We start from the raw sequence: 15,051 nt of genomic DNA on the forward strand, positions 1-15,051 counted from the left end.
GCCTGTGTAACGGTTGTCCGCCGGGGCCTGAAACACGTCCTAGTCCACGCCGACAGAAACAGGGATGGTCATGGGGATGGACCTCGAGGCTCAGTCGTTCAACACGCTGGACCGAGGGAGGTACCGCCGCAAGGTGCAGCGTTGTCTGGACACGCTGGCCCGGATGCTCACCGACGGCAGTTTCTCGTTCCCCCGCAAGAACATTGGCCTCGAAGTGGAGCTGAACCTCGTCGACCGCGAACTGCGCCCGTCGATGACGAACACCGCGGTGCTGGAGGCGCTCGACGACCCCTCGTTCACCACCGAGCTGGGCCAGCACAACATCGAGCTGAACGTCCCGCCGCGGCCGCTGGCCGGCGATTCCGCGCTCCAGCTCGAAGACGACCTCCGCGCGTACCTCGACACCGCGGCGACCAAGGCGCGCGACACCGGCTCGTCGCTGGCGATGATCGGCATCCTGCCGACGCTGAAGCACGAGCACTTCGACCAGAAGTGGCTCACCAACAAGACCCGGTACTCCACGCTGAACGACCAGATCTTCGCCGCGCGAGGCGAGCGCACGGTGCTCGCGATGGAAGGCTCGGCGCTGCCGGGTCAGCAGCCCGAGCGCCTGCGCAGCTACGCGGAGTCGATCCTGCCCGAAGCCGCGTGCACCAGCGTGCAGCTGCACCTGCAGGTCGCGCCCGAGGAGTTCGCCGCGCACTGGAACGCGGCGCAGTGCCTGGCCGGGCTGCAGATCGCGCTCGCGTCGAATTCGCCGTTCCTGCTCGGCAAGGCGCTCTGGCACGAGACGCGCATCCCGCTCTTCCTGCAGGCGACCGACACCCGGCCGGAGGAGCTGAAGAACCAGGGGGTGCGGCCGCGGGTGTGGTTCGGCGAGCGCTGGATCACGTCGATCTTCGACCTGTTCGAGGAGAACGTCCGCTACTTCCCCGGCCTGCTCCCGGAAACCGACGCCGAAGACCCGATCGAGGCGCTCGACGCGGGGCAGGCGCCGAAGCTCACCGAGCTGCGCATGCACAACGGGACGATCTGGCGCTGGAACCGCCCGGTGTACGACGTCGTCGACGGCCTGCCGCACCTGCGCGTGGAGAACCGCGTGCTGCCGGCCGGGCCGACGGTGGTCGACACGGTGGCGAACGCGGCCTTTTTCTACGGCGCCCAGCGCGCGCTGGCCGAGGCCGAGCGCCCGGTGTGGAGCCAGATGTCGTTCCAGGCGGCCGAGGAGAACCTTTACGCGGGCGCGCGGCGGGGCTTCGACGGGCAGCTGTACTGGCCGGGCATCGGCTGGATCCCGCCGGACGAGCTGGCGCTGCGCGTGCTGCTGCCACTGGCCCACGAGGGCCTGCGCGCCTCGGACGTCTCCGACGAGGCCCGGGAGCGCTACCTCGGGATCATCGAGCGCCGCTGCCTGGCGCGGCGGACGGGCGCGACCTGGCAGCGCGACTACGTCCTGCGCGCGCAGGAACGCGGGCTGGACCGCGAGGCGGCGCTGAGCCTGATGCTGGGGCGCTACCTGGAGCTGTCCGAGGCGGGCGAACCGGTGCACACGTGGCCGGTGGCCGATTGACCGAAGTGGCACTTTCCCTATGAAAGTGCCACACGCGTTAGCCTGTGCGAATGCCGAAGATTCTCGGTGAGTCGCTGGAGGCACACCGGCGCGAGGTGCGGGCCCGGGTCTTCGACGTCCTGCGCGCGCAGCTCTACGAACGCGGCTTCGACGCCATCACGCTCGCCGGCGTGGCGTCGGCGGCCGGGGTGGGCCGAACCGCGCTGTACAACCACTTCCCGGACAAGGAGAGCCTGCTCGTCGCGTTCGTCGAGGACGAAGCGGCCCGGTACGTCACGCGGCTCACCGAAGCCGTCGAGGCCCAGGCCGATCCGGTCGAGCAGCTGGCCACGTTCGTCCGGTTGCAGCTGCGCGTGCTGAGCGAGTACCACATGCCGCCGGGCACGGCGCTGGCGTCGGCACTGGCTCCGGCGGCGTACCGGCGGATCAGCGCGCACGCCGACCCGATCACCGACCGCCTGCGCGCCATCCTCGCCGGCGGGGTGGACCTGGGCCGCTGGCCGGCCGAGGACCCGGACGTGCTGATCCCGATGATCACCGCGGCGCTGGGCAACCGGACGCTGGTCGAAGGGCCCGCCGACCAGCTGGAAGACGTCGTCGAGGCGGCGGTGCGGTTCGTCCTGCGCGCGGTCGGCGCCGCGATTTAGGGTGGCCTAAGTCCGATTCATGCCCTACGATCTTTCTGACAGCGTGTCAGATCGATCGCCGGGAGGCCTGCCCATGTCGGTGACCACGGACGCCCGCCCGTTCTCGGCGACCTTGCGCGCGTCGACCCTCGAAGTCCACGAAAAGGCGAACTACTCGACGTACATGCGCGCCCTGCTCGGCGGCGAGCTGACGCAGGAGGGCTACACCCGGCTCGCGATCCAGTACTACTTCATCTACGGCGCCATCGAGGCGGCGAGCGATCGGATGGCGGGCGACCGCGTCGGCGGCGAGTTCGTCTTCGACGAGCTGCGGCGGCTGCCGAACCTGGAGCGCGACCTGGCCCACCTGGTCGGGCCGGACTGGCGTTCGACGATCACGCCGCTGGCCTCCACCCGCGCTTACGTCGCACGGATCGAGGAAGCGTCCGCGTGGGCCGGCGGGTACGTCGCCCACCACTACACGCGCTACCTGGGCGACATCGCCGGCGGCCAGGCGATCCGGCGGCTGCTGGAGAAGACGTACGACGTCGCCGAGGCGGGCACGCTCTTCTACCACTTCGACGGCATCGGCAGCGCGCCCCGCTTCCGGGATGCCTACCGGGCAAAGCTGGACAATGCGCCCTGGGACGAGGCCGAGCGCGCCCGCGTGATCGACGAGACAGTGGTGGCGTTCGAGTGCAACGTCGCCGTCTTCGACGAGCTGGCGTCGCGGCTGGACGAGTTCCGTGCCTGATCTCACAGGCCGTTGACCTCCAGTTAAGTCCAGGTTGCAGGCTCGGTTTCGGGCGGCGGACCCTCGGGTACGCCACCCACGAACCGGTCATCCCAGGCGGTGATCACGACATGCCCCCGCTCGCCGCGGAGGGGCGTGTGCTACTAGGTTCGGTACCGGAAACTTGTGTCGAAGACAGAAGGAGGGCCAATGGCCCGCTACGAGCTGCCCGATCTCGACTACGACTACGGCGCCCTCGCGCCGCACATCTCCGGTGAGATCAACGAGCTGCACCACAGCAAGCACCACGCGACCTACGTCAAGGGCGCGAACGACACGCTCGAGAAGCTCGAAGCCGCCCGCGAAGCGAACGACTTCGGCTCGATCGTCGGCCTGGAGACCACGCTGGCCTTCAACCTGGCCGGCCACGCCAACCACGTCGTGTGGTGGAAGATCCTGTCGCCGGAAGGCGGCGACAAGCCGACCGGCGAGCTGGCCGCGGCGATCGACGAGGCGTTCGGCTCCTTCGACAAGTTCAAGGCGCAGTTCACCGCCGTCTCGACCACGATCCAGGGCAACGGCTGGGGCGCGCTGTCCTGGGACCCGATCGGCAAGACGCTGATCACCCAGCAGCTGCGCGACCACCACAACAACCTGATCCTGCCGACCGTGCCGATCCTGCTGGTCGACGTCTGGGAGCACGCGTTCTACCTGGACTACAAGAACGTGAAGCCGGACTACGTCAAGGCCCTGTGGAACATCTTCAACTGGGCCGAGATCAGCAAGCGCTTCGACAACGCCGTCGCGGGCGGCAACGGCCTGCTGCTCGGCTGAGTTCGTTCTCGTCGAACGGGGCTCTCCCTTCCGGGAGGGCCCCGTTTTCGTCACCGGGTGAAAATGCCTTGACCTCGACCGCGGTCGAGGTGTTTGAGTGGTCGGCATGGACATCGACGCGTACCTGGCCCGCCTCGGCGTCGCCCGCCCGGCGGCGCCCGACCTCGCGACGCTGCGCCACCTGCAGGAACGCCACCTGGCCGCGGTGCCGTTCGAGAACCTGAGCAGCCACCTCGGCGAGCCGGTCGTGCTCGAGGAGGACGCGCTGTTCGCCAAGATCGTGGGCCGCCGCCGCGGCGGGTTCTGCTACGAGCTGAACGGCTTGTTCGCGGCCCTGTTGCGGTCACTGGGGTACGAAGCTTCACTGCACGCGGCCCAGGTGTTCCGCGCGGACGGCACCCTCGGCCCGCCTCTGGACCACGCGGCGATCGTCGTCTCCTCGGATTCCGGGGAGTGGCTGGTGGACGTCGGGTTCGGCCGGTTCTCCCGGCACCCGCTCCAGCTGTCCGCCGTGGACGCCCAGCGCGACCCGGACGGCGAGTTCCTGATCCTGGACGCCCCGCACGGCGACGTCGACGTCCTGCTGGACGGCAAGCCGCAGTACCGCCTCGAGCGCCGCCCGCGCCCGCTGGCCGACTTCATCCCGATGGCCTGGTGGCAGACGACGTCGCCGGAGTCGCACTTCACGCAGTCGCTGACCTGCTCCCGCCCGACGGCCCAGGGCCGCGTCACGCTGTCGGGCGCCAAGCTGATCGAGACGGTCGACGGCGTCCGCAACGAGGTCCTGCTGCCTTCACCCGAGGCGATCCGCCTGGCGTACCGCGTGTACTTCGGGATGACGATGACGCGCCTGCCGGTACCGCCGGGTGAGAGTCCCTTGACGGCCGGCGCGAGCCAGCCCGACACTGCCCTGACGTGAACGAAGCCCCGGCCTGGGGTTTTCCCAGGGCCGGGGCTCCGTCCGTTCCCGAACTGACTGCCGCTCCCACCACGAAGCGGACATGTATGAGGTTAGCCTAACCTCATCTCTGCGGGCAAGACTTCGGCTGCGGAGACTCCGATCTCACTCTTACGGGTGAGAGGTGTTCGGACTACATGACGTGATACCTCGAACACGAGCAGTCCACGCCCGACGGCACAATAGTCCGCGTGACCGCTCATGTGTTCGTCGACGAGAGCAAGCGTGGTGGCTACCTCGTCACCGCCGCGGCCGTGTTCCCCCACGACCTCGGCCGAGCCCGCCAGGCCGTTCGCAGCTTGGTCCTGCCCGGCCAGCGCCGATTGCACTTCACACACGAGAGTGACAACCGACGCAAGCAGATCCTCGACGTCATCGCCGAGCTGCACCCCGCGGTCACGATCTACGACGGCTCCGCACATCACCGCAGGCGTCAGCGAGAGGCTTGCCTCGACCTCCTGATCGCCGATCTGGCGACCACCGGCGCACGAATGCTCGTCCTCGAAACCGACGAATCCGTACTGGAACTCGACCGCCGGGCTCTTTACCGGGCGACCCGTCGGCACGGTTGCCCGGCTCTGGAATACCGCCACCACCGCGCGCACGAAGAGCCGTTGCTGGCCATTCCGGATGCCTTCGCCTGGTGCTGGCAAAGGGGTGGGCCGTGGAAGGCACGCGCCAAGGACTTCGTCGTGGCCGTCAACTTCGCTTGAGCCGAAAACGCGAAACCCGGCCCGCCCACCGTCCGGAAGGCTGCCGGGTCCACTTCGCCCGCCTACTGGCGGGTGCCAACTCACTATACCGCCCTCTCCCCGAGCAGCCAAGATCACCGCTCTCCGGTCAAACCTTGGCCCGCTTGAGCACCCGCAACCCCAGCCCCCGCCGCACCGGCCACGAAATCCCGCCCCGCCGGATCAGCACCACCGCGCACACCACCGCGGCCACGGCCGAAACCGCCCCGCCGATGTAGAACGGAGACCGCCCGCCGAACTCCTGGGCCATCCACCCGACCATCGGCCCGCCGATCGGGTTCCCCCCGATCAGCACGAGCACGTACAGGCCCATCACCCGGCCGCGCATCTCCGGGCTGACCGACGTCTGCACCAGCGCGTTCGCCGTGTTGAGGAAGGTCATGGTGGCGAAGCCGAGCGGGATCAGGCCGAGGCCGAACGTCAGGTACGTCGGCATGAACGCCGTGAGCAGCTCGAACACGCCCAGGAAGAAGGCCGAAACCAGCATCAGCCGGACCCGCGGGCGCCCCTTGGTGCCGCGGCGGGCGGACATCAGCGCGCCGGTGAAGGTGCCGACCGCGACCAGTGTCGAGAGGAGGCCGTAGCCGTCGGCGGCGGTGTGGAACACGTTCGCCGCGACGATCGGGAGGGAGCTGAAGTACGTGATGCCGAACGTGCTGACGAACAGCACCAGGACCATCACCGTCATCAGGTCCGACCGCCGCCGGACGTACCGCAGGCCCTCGGCCAGCTGCCCCTTCTCGCGCGGCACGGCCGCGACGCGGAACAGCTTGTCCGGGTTCATCAGGACCAGCCCGGTGATCACCGCGACCGTGCTCAGCGCGTTCGCGATGAACAGCCAGCCGGTGCCGATCCAGGTGATCGCGAACCCGGCGATCGCCGGGCCGACGATCCGGGCCATGTTGAAGATCGACGAGTTCAGCGCGACGGCGTTGGCGACCTGGTCGCGGCCCACCATCTCGGCCACGAACGACTGCCGCGTCGGCACTTCCAGCGCCGCCGTCACGCCGAGGGTGAAGCACAGGAAGTAGACGTGCCACAGCGCGGCGATCCCGCTCAGGTCGAGCACGCCGAGGATCGCCGCCTGCGTGCACGCCGCCCCCTGGATCCAGGTGAGCAGCCGCCGCTTGTCGACGCGGTCGGCGAGGACGCCCGCCCAGAGCGAGAGGAACAGCGTCGGCGTGAACTGCAGCGCGACCGCGACACCGAGCGCGATCGGGTTGTTGCCGCTGAGGGTGAACACCAGCCAGTCCTGGGCGATGCGCTGCATCCAGGTGCCGATGTTCGAGATGACCTGGCCGGTGAAGAACAGCCGGTAGTTGCGGACGCGCAGCGAGGCGAACATGCTGCCGCGCTTCGGGGCGGAAGGTGGTGACGCGGACGGCGGTGCGGCCGATTCCCGGGTAGCAGTGGTCTGGATCGAACGTTTGGTTTCGCTACCCGTGGCCGTCACCGTGGTTAGTTCCCCGCCATCCTGTCTATGATTTCGGCGGCTTTGGAGAGCACTTCACGCTCTTCGTCGCCGAGTTCCGCCAATTGCCGGTCCAGCCACGCCTCCCGCACGGAGATGGCCTTGCGAACGTAGGCCAGCCCGCTCTCGGACAACTCGACGATCGCTTGCCTGCCATCGGTCGGGTGCGGGCGCCGCTCGACGAACCCCAGCTCCTCGAGCGCGGCGATCACCCTCGTCATCGAAGGTGGCTGGACGCCTTCCTTCGCGGCGAGCTGCCCCGGGGTCAGCGCACCGCACTTGTGCAGGGTGGACAGCGCGGCGACCTGTGTCAGCGTGAGGTCGTCCCCGACGCGCTGTGCCCGCAGCCGGCGGTTGAGCCGGACCACCGCGAGACGCAGACGGCTCGCCAACGAGCGTTCGTGCGTGTCGCCGGACATATAGTTAGCATACCTTACGAATATCCGGCCGACCGGGTGATGTTGGTCATCGGCACCCCGGACAGCACGACGGCCCCGGTCCACCAGGGGCCGGGGCCGTCGCCGCGCGATCACCAGATGCAGTTGGGCACCGTGTCGGTTTCGCTGATGATGTGGTTGTCCGGCACGAATCCCCACCAGCCGGACGGCGAGTCGGCCTGGGTGTAGAGCCAGCGGTACGGGTGCGGCCCGCCGCCGTTGAACTGGTTTTCGGTCTTGCAGGCGTACCAGCTCGGCGTGCCGTACATGGTGCCGTAGCTGCCGCTGTAGCCGGCACTGCTGTAGACCTTCGTCGGCGACTCGTTCTCGCAGTAGAACGCCTCGTGCGGCCGCCCGGCCGGGTCCGTCTTGTAGAACCCGGCCGCCCAGCACGCGCCGGCCGGGGCGGCTTCGGCCACCGCGGGCACCGTGAAAGCGATCCCGGTCGCCGCGACCGCCGCGGTGAGCACCCGCTGAACCGAGCGGTTCCGGACCGAGAAGACAGCGCGACTGCGCATCAGTTCCCCTTGGACATCCAGCGAGGCCACCCCCGTAACCTCCATGATCGGGAGCGTAGCAAGATCGAATCGCCCCCACCGCGGACTTCGGCAACCTGGCCGCGGTTCACGCGTCCTCCCCGCAGAGAGAACTGGGGAGCGGGATGAACAAGAAGCTGGTGGGCTCGGCCGTGGTCGGCGCGGCGGCCCTCGCCGTCGTGGTGGCGCAGTTCGCGGGCGGCGGTGACGACGCCCCGGCGGCCGCACCGCCGCCGACGACGATGCCCACGGCCACCACGCTGCCGTACCAGGAGACCAAGCAGATCTACGACTTCCCGGCCGAGGACGGCCGCGGGACCGGTGGCTTCGACGTCGAGATCCCCGTCCCGACCGGCTGGGCCGTCACCGAAGACAAGGAGCGCGCGAGCTACCGCCACGGCGACCTCCTGCTCGAGACCGACCGGGTGGCGCTCGAGCAGGAGGATCCGGTGAGCGGCCTGCGCGCCGTGGCCAAGGCCGCCGGCCACGGCGGCTCGGTGGTCGGACACGCCCCGGTCGCCGACTACGACGCCGCGGAGTGGGACTACACCGACACCCGCGACGGGCGCCCGCGCCGGATCGCCGTGGTCGGCCTCGGCGTCGGCGACCGCCTCATCACCATCCGGTTCGAGGCGCCGCCCGCCGAGTTCGAGCGCAACCGGGGCGTCCTCGACGCGGCGCTGCGGGTCACCGGCGCCGGTTGATCACCGGAAGGCCGCCTGGATCGGCCCGACCGCGAAGTACGCCACGAAGGCCAGCGCGATCACCCACATCAGCGGGTGCACCTGGCGGGCCTTGCCGGTGGCCGCGCGGATGACGACGTAGCTGACGAACCCGGCGCCGATGCCGTTCGCGATCGAGTACGTGAACGGCATGACGACGATGGTCAGGAACGCCGGCAGCGCGATCGAGTAGTCGGTGAAGTCGATGTCGCGGACCTGCGACATGAGCATCGCGCCGACCACGACCAGCGCCGGGGCGGCCGCCTCGACCGGCACCACCTGGTACAGCGGCGTCAGGAACATCGCGGCGATGAACAGCACGCCGGTGACGACGTTCGCCAGGCCCGTCCGCGCGCCTTCGGCGATGCCCGAAGCCGACTCGACGAACACCGTGTTCGAGGTGGCCGAGCCGAACCCGCCGGCCGCGCCCGCGAGGCCCTCGACGAACAGCGCCTTGCCGACGTTGGGCAGCTGGCCGTCCTCCGGGAGCAGGTCGGCCTCCTTCGCGAGGCCGGTCATGGTGCCCATCGCGTCGAAGAAGTCGGCGAGGACCAGGGTGAACACCAGCAGGCAGACGGTGATGATCGGCAGCCGCGTCCAGGCGCCGAACGAGACGTCGCCGACGAGCGAGAGGTTCGGCAGGCCGAGCACCTGGTCCGGCAGCGCCGGGTAGCCGAGGTTCCAGCCCTTCGGGTTGGTGCCCTGCGACGGCCCGGCCTTGACGATCGCCTCGACGACGATGGCCAGCACGGTCGAGGTCAGCACGCCGATCAGGATCGCGCCCTTGACCTTGCGGACGACCAGGATGCCGGTGACCAGCAGGCCCACGACGAACACCGCGGTCGGCCAGGAGGCGATCGAGCCGTTGATGCCCAAGCCGACCGGGACGGTGGTGTGGGCGGCGTCCGGCAGCCGTCGCACGAACCCGGCGTCGACCAGGCCGATCAGGCAGATGAACACGCCGATGCCGACGGCGATCGCGGACTTCAGCGCGGCCGGCACGGCCCGGAACACCGCGGTGCGGAACCCGGTGAGCACGAGCAGCACGATGATCACGCCCTCGATGACCACCAGGCCCATCGCCTCGGGCCAGGTCATCTGCGGGGCGATGGTGACCGCGACCAGGCTGTTGATGCCCAGGCCGGTCGCGATGGCGAACGGGTAGTTCGCGATCAGGCCCATGAGGATGGTCATGACACCGGCGACCAGCGCCGTCACCGCCGCGACCTGCGGCACCGGGAGGATGCCGCCGAGGACGTCCTTGTGCGCGCCGGCGTCGTCGGCCGAGAAACTGCCGATGATCAGCGGGTTCAGCACCACGATGTAGGCCATCGTCACGAAGGTGACCAGGCCGCCGCGCAGCTCGCGCGGCACGGTCGACCCCCGCTCGGTGATCTTGAAGAACCGGTCCAGTGTGGACGTCCCGGTGCGGGTCGTCTCCTGCTCCGCCATTCGCCTGCCCATTCTCTCGCTGCTGCGGAGTACCCTGCACCTCGTGAGTGAACCGATCAATCCACCGGAGGTTACGGGCTCGTTGCGGCACACGCCGGAGCTGCCCAAGAAGCTGACCGACCTGACGCCGGTGGTGATCGTAGGCACCTCGATCTGGGCTGTCGCGCTGGTGGTGCTCTTCTTCACGACTTCGGGGCTGTGGGTGCAGACGGCGCTGTCCGGGCTCGCGCTCGGCTTCGTCGGCCTGGCGATCATCGCCTGGCAGCGCGCCGCCGCCCGCCGGGGTTCGAAGTCGGCCCAGCGGCTTTGAGCGTTACGCCAGCAGCGTCCGCGGCGACGGGTCGTCGAGCAGCGCCGTGATCAGGTGCCGGTCGGGCCAGCGCCCGGCCGCCCAGGCGAACGCCCGCGCCAGGCCTTCCGACGTGTCGGCCGCGTGCAGCCGGTCATCGGACCACCACTGGACGTCGTGCTCGGCCTCCTGGATGCGCACGGTGAGCGGATCGTGCACCAGGACACCCCCGTCCGGGAGCCGGATGCCGAGCTGGTCGGCGACGAGTTTCAGCGCGGGAAGCTCGGCCCAGGGCGCGTACTCGCCTTCGCTGACGACCCGGGCTTCCTCGGTGCTCGCGAGCGGCAGGTCGAGCAGGTCCGCGAGCCGCTCCGGATCCTCGGGAGCGGCCACGTACCGGTCGGGCTCGAGCGCTCCGGCCACCCACGGCACGTCCAGGACCAGCGCGTCGTCCACAACGGACCCATCGGCGGCCCGCACGGCGCGCGGCGCTGCCGGTTCCAGTCCCGACTCGACGACGGCGTCGTAGGCGCGCGCGGTCAGCCCGGGCGAGACCACGCGGTCCGGGTCGGCGAGCCGGTCGAGGAGGTCGCCGGCTTCGTCCACACTGGACAAGGTGAGGTTTTTCCGCACCCCGGCGATCGCAAGCAGGTCCTCGCTCAGGCCGACGTCGGGGACCTCGTCGAAGAGCCCGGCCAGATCGGCGTCCGGGAGCCGCCACTCGTTCGGCGCGGCGCCTTCGAGCACGGCGTACTGCGCGATCCACCAGCCCGCGTGGCCGCGCGGTGCGCGCAGGGCGTGCCACGTCTCGGGCCGCGCGGCGAGCAGCCTGATGGCCGCGGGCCAGGCGTCATCGCCGACGAGGTCGAGGTCGCGGATGGCGACCAGCGTCGACGGCGGCTCCGGCAGCGAGTCCCACCAGGCTTCTTCGTCGGGCAGGTCGTGGTCGGGCTCGTGCGGTTCGTCGTCGACGACTACGGCGAAGGAGTCGAGCACGCCGGCGGCTTCGAGCGTGCTTTGTGGCCAGTCCCCGGCGAAGTCCTCGTCGAGGACGTCCATCGCGCCGTCTTCCTCGAAGACCTCTTCGTCGAAGAGGTCGAGCAGCGGCGACGTCGGCAGGACGAGTTCGTCGGCCCGGCGCCAGGAATCGGTGCCGGGCAGGGCGAGCGCACCGGTCCAGCGCGGGGCGTCGTCGCCACAGTCGGCGATCAGCCGCAGCACGGCACCGGCGAGCGTCGTACCGTCCAAACCGGACCGGACGTCCTCGACACTGCGCTCGACGGCGTCCCGCAGCTGGTCGGCGTTGAGCAGCTCGCGCGCGTCGGCGTGCTTGGCGCCCAAGCGTTCCAGGAGCGGGTGCGACGCGGCGGGGTGCACCAGCCGCAGCCCCGGAATGTCCACATCGGACAGGAGATCGAGCAGCTCGGCCGAACCTTCGACGAGCAGGCAACCCCGAGCTCCCGGCAACGTCCGGCCATCGGACAGGGGAACGGGCAGGCCGTCGAGCCGTTCGGCGGCGAGCGCGTGCGACTCGACGGCGATCGCCAGGGCCGCGTAGAGGTCTCGCCACCAGCCGGGGTCCCGAGTGACGCCGGTAAGTGTCTCCAGCACCTCTTCGATGCCAATCACTTGCACGGCAACGACTTTGAGGAGTTGCGCGGGCCCTTCGATCAGCCCCGGTACGAGGTCCTTCAGGAGCACGGCCAGCCCGGGAACATCGACGTCGAGCACTCGCGCCTGCCGACCGGAAACCTCGTTGCCGTCCTTCGTGGACAGCCACGGTTCCACGCTGAGGGCCGCCAGGACCTCGTCACGAAGCTTGTTGTCCACAGTAGACTTGGGAAACCCGGGCGCGGGAACGAGCGCGAACCGGTGTTCGGGCGGAAGCAGCCTTACGAGTCCGACGTACTCCTTCGCCGCCGCCTCGAGTGCCTGCGCCAGCTCGGGTCCGGGCAGCGCACGGCGCCGCGACGGTTCGACCGGAACGGAGGCGAGCAGCCGGGCCGGCAGCGACAGCGCGTCGTCGGTGGGGGTGGGAGCGTGCAGAACGTCCTCGTCGAGCGGGAGGGGTGCGCCATCGACATCGACAGGGACGGCCCACACGACGTCACCGCGGTGAGTCAGCCAGCGCGTTTCCCGCTTCGGGCCCCGAATTTCGACGAAGTCGCCGTCGTCCTGCCGTGTCCAAACGCGACCGTCCACATCGAATTCACGCAGCCAGGGCAGGGCAAGCAGCAGATCAGCCACGTCCTGGGCGAGGTCGTCGAGGAGAGCACGCCCGTCGACGTCGTCCCGAAGCGGAAGCCGGACTTCGGTGTCGAAGCCGGGCGGCACATCGGCCGGGACGGGCCAGGGAAGCCGCAGGACGGGAACGTCTCCCGCGATCCCGGCGGCTTCCCGGGTGCGCTCGGCGGAGAAGGCGACCCCGCCGGTGCTCGAAACAACGCGAGGCTCATCGGAAACGGTCCGCACGGCGGCGAACCCGACCCCGAAGCGCCCGACGGTGTCACCGGTCTTGCCGGAAGCCCGCAGCGACGCGAGCGAGGCAACACCCCGCGCATCGAGCGGCGCGCCGGTGTTGGCGAACCGCAGTTCGGAGTCCACAAGAGACACTTTCACCCGCCCCGGCGAGCCCCCGGCCATGGCGGCATCGGCAGCGTTCTGCGCGAGTTCGACGAAGAGCCGATCCCGGTAGGCGCCGACCCGGAGGTCACGTTCGACGTTGGTGTCTTCGGTGAGCCGGGTGGGCGAGTCCCGCCAGGAGCGCAGGGTGGCCTCGCGGAGCCGCGCGGTCCCGAACGGATCGCCCGGCTCAGTGCTGTCGCCGATCACCGTTCGGAGGCGTCGTCGACCTGGGCTTGCGCTTCATCGGCGGGGAGAGCCTCGCTCACAGTCTCCCCGGTGAGGGCGGCTTGGGGCAGCTCACCTTCTTGAGGTTCGGCACCAGCTGACTCAGCCTCAGGCGCGGCGACAGCATCAGTCACCTCAGCCTGAGTCGGCTCAGCCTCGGCAGGCTCCGGCACAACCGCATCCTGCGCCTCAGCAGGGCCCGACTCCACCACTTCGTGCGGCTCGATCGCCTCGGTCTCGGAAGCCACGGTCGGTTCCGCGCCACCGGCCGGGACCGGCTCGGCAGCGAGATCGGCCACCTCCGCCGGGACGGGGTCCACCTCCGCAGCATCGGACTCCGCAGCCACCGGGATCTCGCCCGCCTCGGGCTCGGCCGTCGCTTCGGGCGAGTCCGGGGCGGCCCGCACCTCGGCCGCATCGGTCACCTCGGCCTGCGTCGGCTCGGCTTCCGCCGGCTCGGGCACCTCCGCCACGACCGGCTCGCCGGCCGATCCCGCCGGATCCGCCGCCTCCGAAGCCACCGGCACCGCCTGCTCCGGCTCCGCGGCCGCCGCCGATGCTGCCTCCGGTCCACCCTCCGCCGCAGCGGCTTCGGAAGCCACCGACTCAGGGGCTTCCGCTGCTTCACCCGGCTCAGCGACCTCGCGAGTCGCCACCGATGCCTCCGGCTCGGCCGCCGATGCTGTTTCCGGCGCGACCTCCGCCGCTGCCTCGGCTTCCGCCGCGACCGGCTGCCCCGCCTGCTCCGGGTCCGGGGCCGATGCTGCCTCCGGCTCGGCCGCCGCAACCGCCTCCGCCGCCGATCCTGCTTCCGGCGCGTCCGCCGCCGCCACCGGCTCGGCCTCCGCCGCAACCGGCTCCCCCGCCTGCTCGACCTCCGCGGCAGCTTCCGGCTCGGCGGCCGAAACCTCCGAAACCTCTGAAGCCTCCGAACCCACCGACTCCGCAGCCGCTTCCGGCTCGACCTCCGCCGGCGATACGTCCGACTCCGCGATCCCCGTCTCCGGCTCGGCCGCGGCCGTCTCCACGATCTCCGGGGCCGGCGTGAAGTCCAGCAACGAGTCGTCGTACACCAGCTCGGCCACCGGGACCGAGGAGGTCAGCTCGACCTCCACCTCCGAGTGCGCTCCGCACCCGTACTCCACGTCCACCACATGGCCGTCCGCCGGGGCGATGTCGTTGCTGCACACCCCGAACACGCCGCGCAGCGAGCCCGCCAGCGGCACGAAGAACCCGCACGTCCCGCACACGTCCGGCGCACTGCGGGCCATGTCCGAGCGGGGCCCGAACTCGCCCGCGTGCCAGCGGGCCGCCGCCTCCGTGCGGCCGAAGCGGGACAGCGTGTGGACCCGGCCCAGGCCGACCTCGCGGGCGACCTCCTCCACCGCCGGGTCGTCCGACTGGAGGTACGCCGGGGCCAGGCGGGGGTCGTCGTCCGCCGTGGGGAAGATGTCGCCGACTCCGAGGTCGCCCGCGCGCACGCGGCGCTCCCAGGGCACCCACGCCGGCGCGACCAGAGCCGACGGGCCCGGCACCAGCACGACCTCGCTGACCGTCACCGGCTCGTCTTCGCCCGCCGCCGCGACCGTGACCGACCAGCGCCAGCCTCCGTAGCCAGGGACCTGGGCCTCGAACAGGTGACTCGCCGTGACCGCGTCCTCGCGGGTGACCCCCACGTGTGCGCCGAGCTGCTCCTCGGGTGCGTCCTCCAGCACCGCAGCTCGCGCGAACTCCACCGCATCGGCGAGTTTGCGCTGCACGGAACCGTCGTCCAGGGTCAGCAGCAGAGTCATGCGGCCAATTGTGCCGCACGCATCCGCG

Annotated in this window: 14 protein-coding genes; 8 read left to right on the forward strand and 6 right to left on the reverse strand. The window is 70.3% G+C overall.

What is annotated here, in order from left to right:
• Positions 1-70 precede the first annotated feature (70 nt).
• The 6 genes from ACFPLC_RS09665 to ACFPLC_RS09690 all read left to right on the forward strand — a co-directional run bounded on the left by ACFPLC_RS09665 (position 71) and on the right by ACFPLC_RS09690 (position 5,434).
• Positions 71-1,570, forward strand: coding sequence for a glutamate-cysteine ligase family protein (locus tag ACFPLC_RS09665; protein WP_378193877.1), 1,500 nt, complete (start codon positions 71-73; stop codon positions 1,568-1,570).
• 50 nt (positions 1,571-1,620) lie between these two features.
• Positions 1,621-2,217, forward strand: a complete 597-nt coding sequence (locus ACFPLC_RS09670; RefSeq protein ID WP_378193880.1) for a TetR/AcrR family transcriptional regulator — start codon at positions 1,621-1,623, stop codon at positions 2,215-2,217.
• 73 nt (positions 2,218-2,290) lie between these two features.
• Positions 2,291-2,950, forward strand: coding sequence for a biliverdin-producing heme oxygenase (locus ACFPLC_RS09675; RefSeq protein ID WP_378193883.1), 660 nt, complete (start codon positions 2,291-2,293; stop codon positions 2,948-2,950).
• 189 nt (positions 2,951-3,139) lie between these two features.
• Positions 3,140-3,763, forward strand: a complete 624-nt coding sequence (locus tag ACFPLC_RS09680) for a superoxide dismutase (RefSeq protein ID WP_072476063.1) — start codon at positions 3,140-3,142, stop codon at positions 3,761-3,763.
• Positions 3,764-3,869: 106 nt separating this feature from the next.
• Positions 3,870-4,682: an arylamine N-acetyltransferase family protein gene (locus ACFPLC_RS09685; RefSeq protein ID WP_378193887.1), complete on the forward strand. Its 813-nt coding sequence runs from the start codon at positions 3,870-3,872 to the stop codon at positions 4,680-4,682.
• A 230-nt stretch (positions 4,683-4,912) separates the two neighbouring features.
• Complete coding sequence (locus tag ACFPLC_RS09690; RefSeq protein ID WP_378193890.1) at positions 4,913-5,434, forward strand: hypothetical protein; 522 nt, start codon at positions 4,913-4,915, stop codon at positions 5,432-5,434.
• 127 nt (positions 5,435-5,561) lie between these two features.
• On the opposite strand, the gene ACFPLC_RS09695 is transcribed toward ACFPLC_RS09690, so the two are convergent.
• From ACFPLC_RS09695 to ACFPLC_RS09705, 3 genes are all read right to left on the reverse strand, one after another.
• Positions 5,562-6,818, reverse strand: coding sequence for an MFS transporter (locus tag ACFPLC_RS09695; protein ID WP_378193893.1), 1,257 nt, complete (start codon positions 6,816-6,818; stop codon positions 5,562-5,564).
• A 113-nt stretch (positions 6,819-6,931) separates the two neighbouring features.
• Positions 6,932-7,363, reverse strand: coding sequence for a MarR family winged helix-turn-helix transcriptional regulator (locus ACFPLC_RS09700; protein ID WP_191306825.1), 432 nt, complete (start codon positions 7,361-7,363; stop codon positions 6,932-6,934).
• A gap of 110 nt (positions 7,364-7,473) precedes the next feature.
• Positions 7,474-7,899, reverse strand: coding sequence for a hypothetical protein (locus ACFPLC_RS09705; RefSeq protein WP_378193896.1), 426 nt, complete (start codon positions 7,897-7,899; stop codon positions 7,474-7,476).
• A 143-nt stretch (positions 7,900-8,042) separates the two neighbouring features.
• On the opposite strand from ACFPLC_RS09705, the gene ACFPLC_RS09710 reads away from it, so the two are divergent.
• Entirely contained in the window at positions 8,043-8,621 is a 579-nt protein-coding gene (locus ACFPLC_RS09710) for a hypothetical protein (protein ID WP_378235783.1), read from the forward strand.
• Here the strand turns inward: ACFPLC_RS09710 and ACFPLC_RS09715 are convergent, their stop codons facing one another.
• A complete protein-coding gene (locus tag ACFPLC_RS09715) occupies positions 8,622-10,091 on the reverse strand; it encodes an NCS2 family permease (protein ID WP_378194338.1) in 1,470 nt (489 codons plus the stop codon).
• Positions 10,092-10,173: 82 nt separating this feature from the next.
• Here ACFPLC_RS09715 and ACFPLC_RS09720 point away from each other — a divergent pair, with 82 nt between their 5' ends.
• Entirely contained in the window at positions 10,174-10,401 is a 228-nt protein-coding gene (locus ACFPLC_RS09720) for a DUF2530 domain-containing protein (RefSeq protein WP_378194341.1), read from the forward strand.
• Positions 10,402-10,404: 3 nt separating this feature from the next.
• Here the strand turns inward: ACFPLC_RS09720 and ACFPLC_RS09725 are convergent, their stop codons facing one another.
• Both ACFPLC_RS09725 and ACFPLC_RS09730 read right to left on the reverse strand, forming a co-directional pair.
• On the reverse strand, positions 10,405-13,212 hold the full coding sequence (locus ACFPLC_RS09725) for a sacsin N-terminal ATP-binding-like domain-containing protein (RefSeq protein ID WP_378193902.1): 2,808 nt from the start codon (positions 13,210-13,212) through the stop codon (positions 10,405-10,407).
• A complete protein-coding gene (locus tag ACFPLC_RS09730) occupies positions 13,209-15,023 on the reverse strand; it encodes a DUF3027 domain-containing protein (RefSeq protein WP_378193905.1) in 1,815 nt (604 codons plus the stop codon). Before ACFPLC_RS09730 ends, ACFPLC_RS09725 begins: the two co-directional genes overlap by 4 nt.
• Positions 15,024-15,051 lie beyond the last annotated feature (28 nt).

This window comes from Amycolatopsis plumensis (genome assembly GCF_042652605.1).
In the GTDB taxonomy this organism is placed as follows: domain Bacteria; phylum Actinomycetota; class Actinomycetes; order Mycobacteriales; family Pseudonocardiaceae; genus Amycolatopsis; species Amycolatopsis plumensis.

What these genes read in the sequence shown, in the direction of transcription:
- ACFPLC_RS09670 (WP_378193880.1), top strand. Translation starts at nt 1,621, where the DNA reads ATGCCGAAGATTCTCGGTGAGTCGCTGGAGGCACACCGGCGCGAGGTG.
- ACFPLC_RS09700 (WP_191306825.1), bottom strand. Translation starts at nt 7,363, where the DNA reads ATGTCCGGCGACACGCACGAACGCTCGTTGGCGAGCCGTCTGCGTCTC.
- ACFPLC_RS09710 (WP_378235783.1), top strand. Translation starts at nt 8,043, where the DNA reads ATGAACAAGAAGCTGGTGGGCTCGGCCGTGGTCGGCGCGGCGGCCCTC.
- ACFPLC_RS09680 (WP_072476063.1), top strand. Translation starts at nt 3,140, where the DNA reads ATGGCCCGCTACGAGCTGCCCGATCTCGACTACGACTACGGCGCCCTC.
- ACFPLC_RS09675 (WP_378193883.1), top strand. Translation starts at nt 2,291, where the DNA reads ATGTCGGTGACCACGGACGCCCGCCCGTTCTCGGCGACCTTGCGCGCG.
- ACFPLC_RS09665 (WP_378193877.1), top strand. Translation starts at nt 71, where the DNA reads ATGGGGATGGACCTCGAGGCTCAGTCGTTCAACACGCTGGACCGAGGG.
- ACFPLC_RS09695 (WP_378193893.1), bottom strand. Translation starts at nt 6,818, where the DNA reads ATGTTCGCCTCGCTGCGCGTCCGCAACTACCGGCTGTTCTTCACCGGC.
- ACFPLC_RS09705 (WP_378193896.1), bottom strand. Translation starts at nt 7,899, where the DNA reads ATGCGCAGTCGCGCTGTCTTCTCGGTCCGGAACCGCTCGGTTCAGCGG.
- ACFPLC_RS09685 (WP_378193887.1), top strand. Translation starts at nt 3,870, where the DNA reads ATGGACATCGACGCGTACCTGGCCCGCCTCGGCGTCGCCCGCCCGGCG.
- ACFPLC_RS09730 (WP_378193905.1), bottom strand. Translation starts at nt 15,023, where the DNA reads ATGACTCTGCTGCTGACCCTGGACGACGGTTCCGTGCAGCGCAAACTC.
- ACFPLC_RS09715 (WP_378194338.1), bottom strand. Translation starts at nt 10,091, where the DNA reads ATGGCGGAGCAGGAGACGACCCGCACCGGGACGTCCACACTGGACCGG.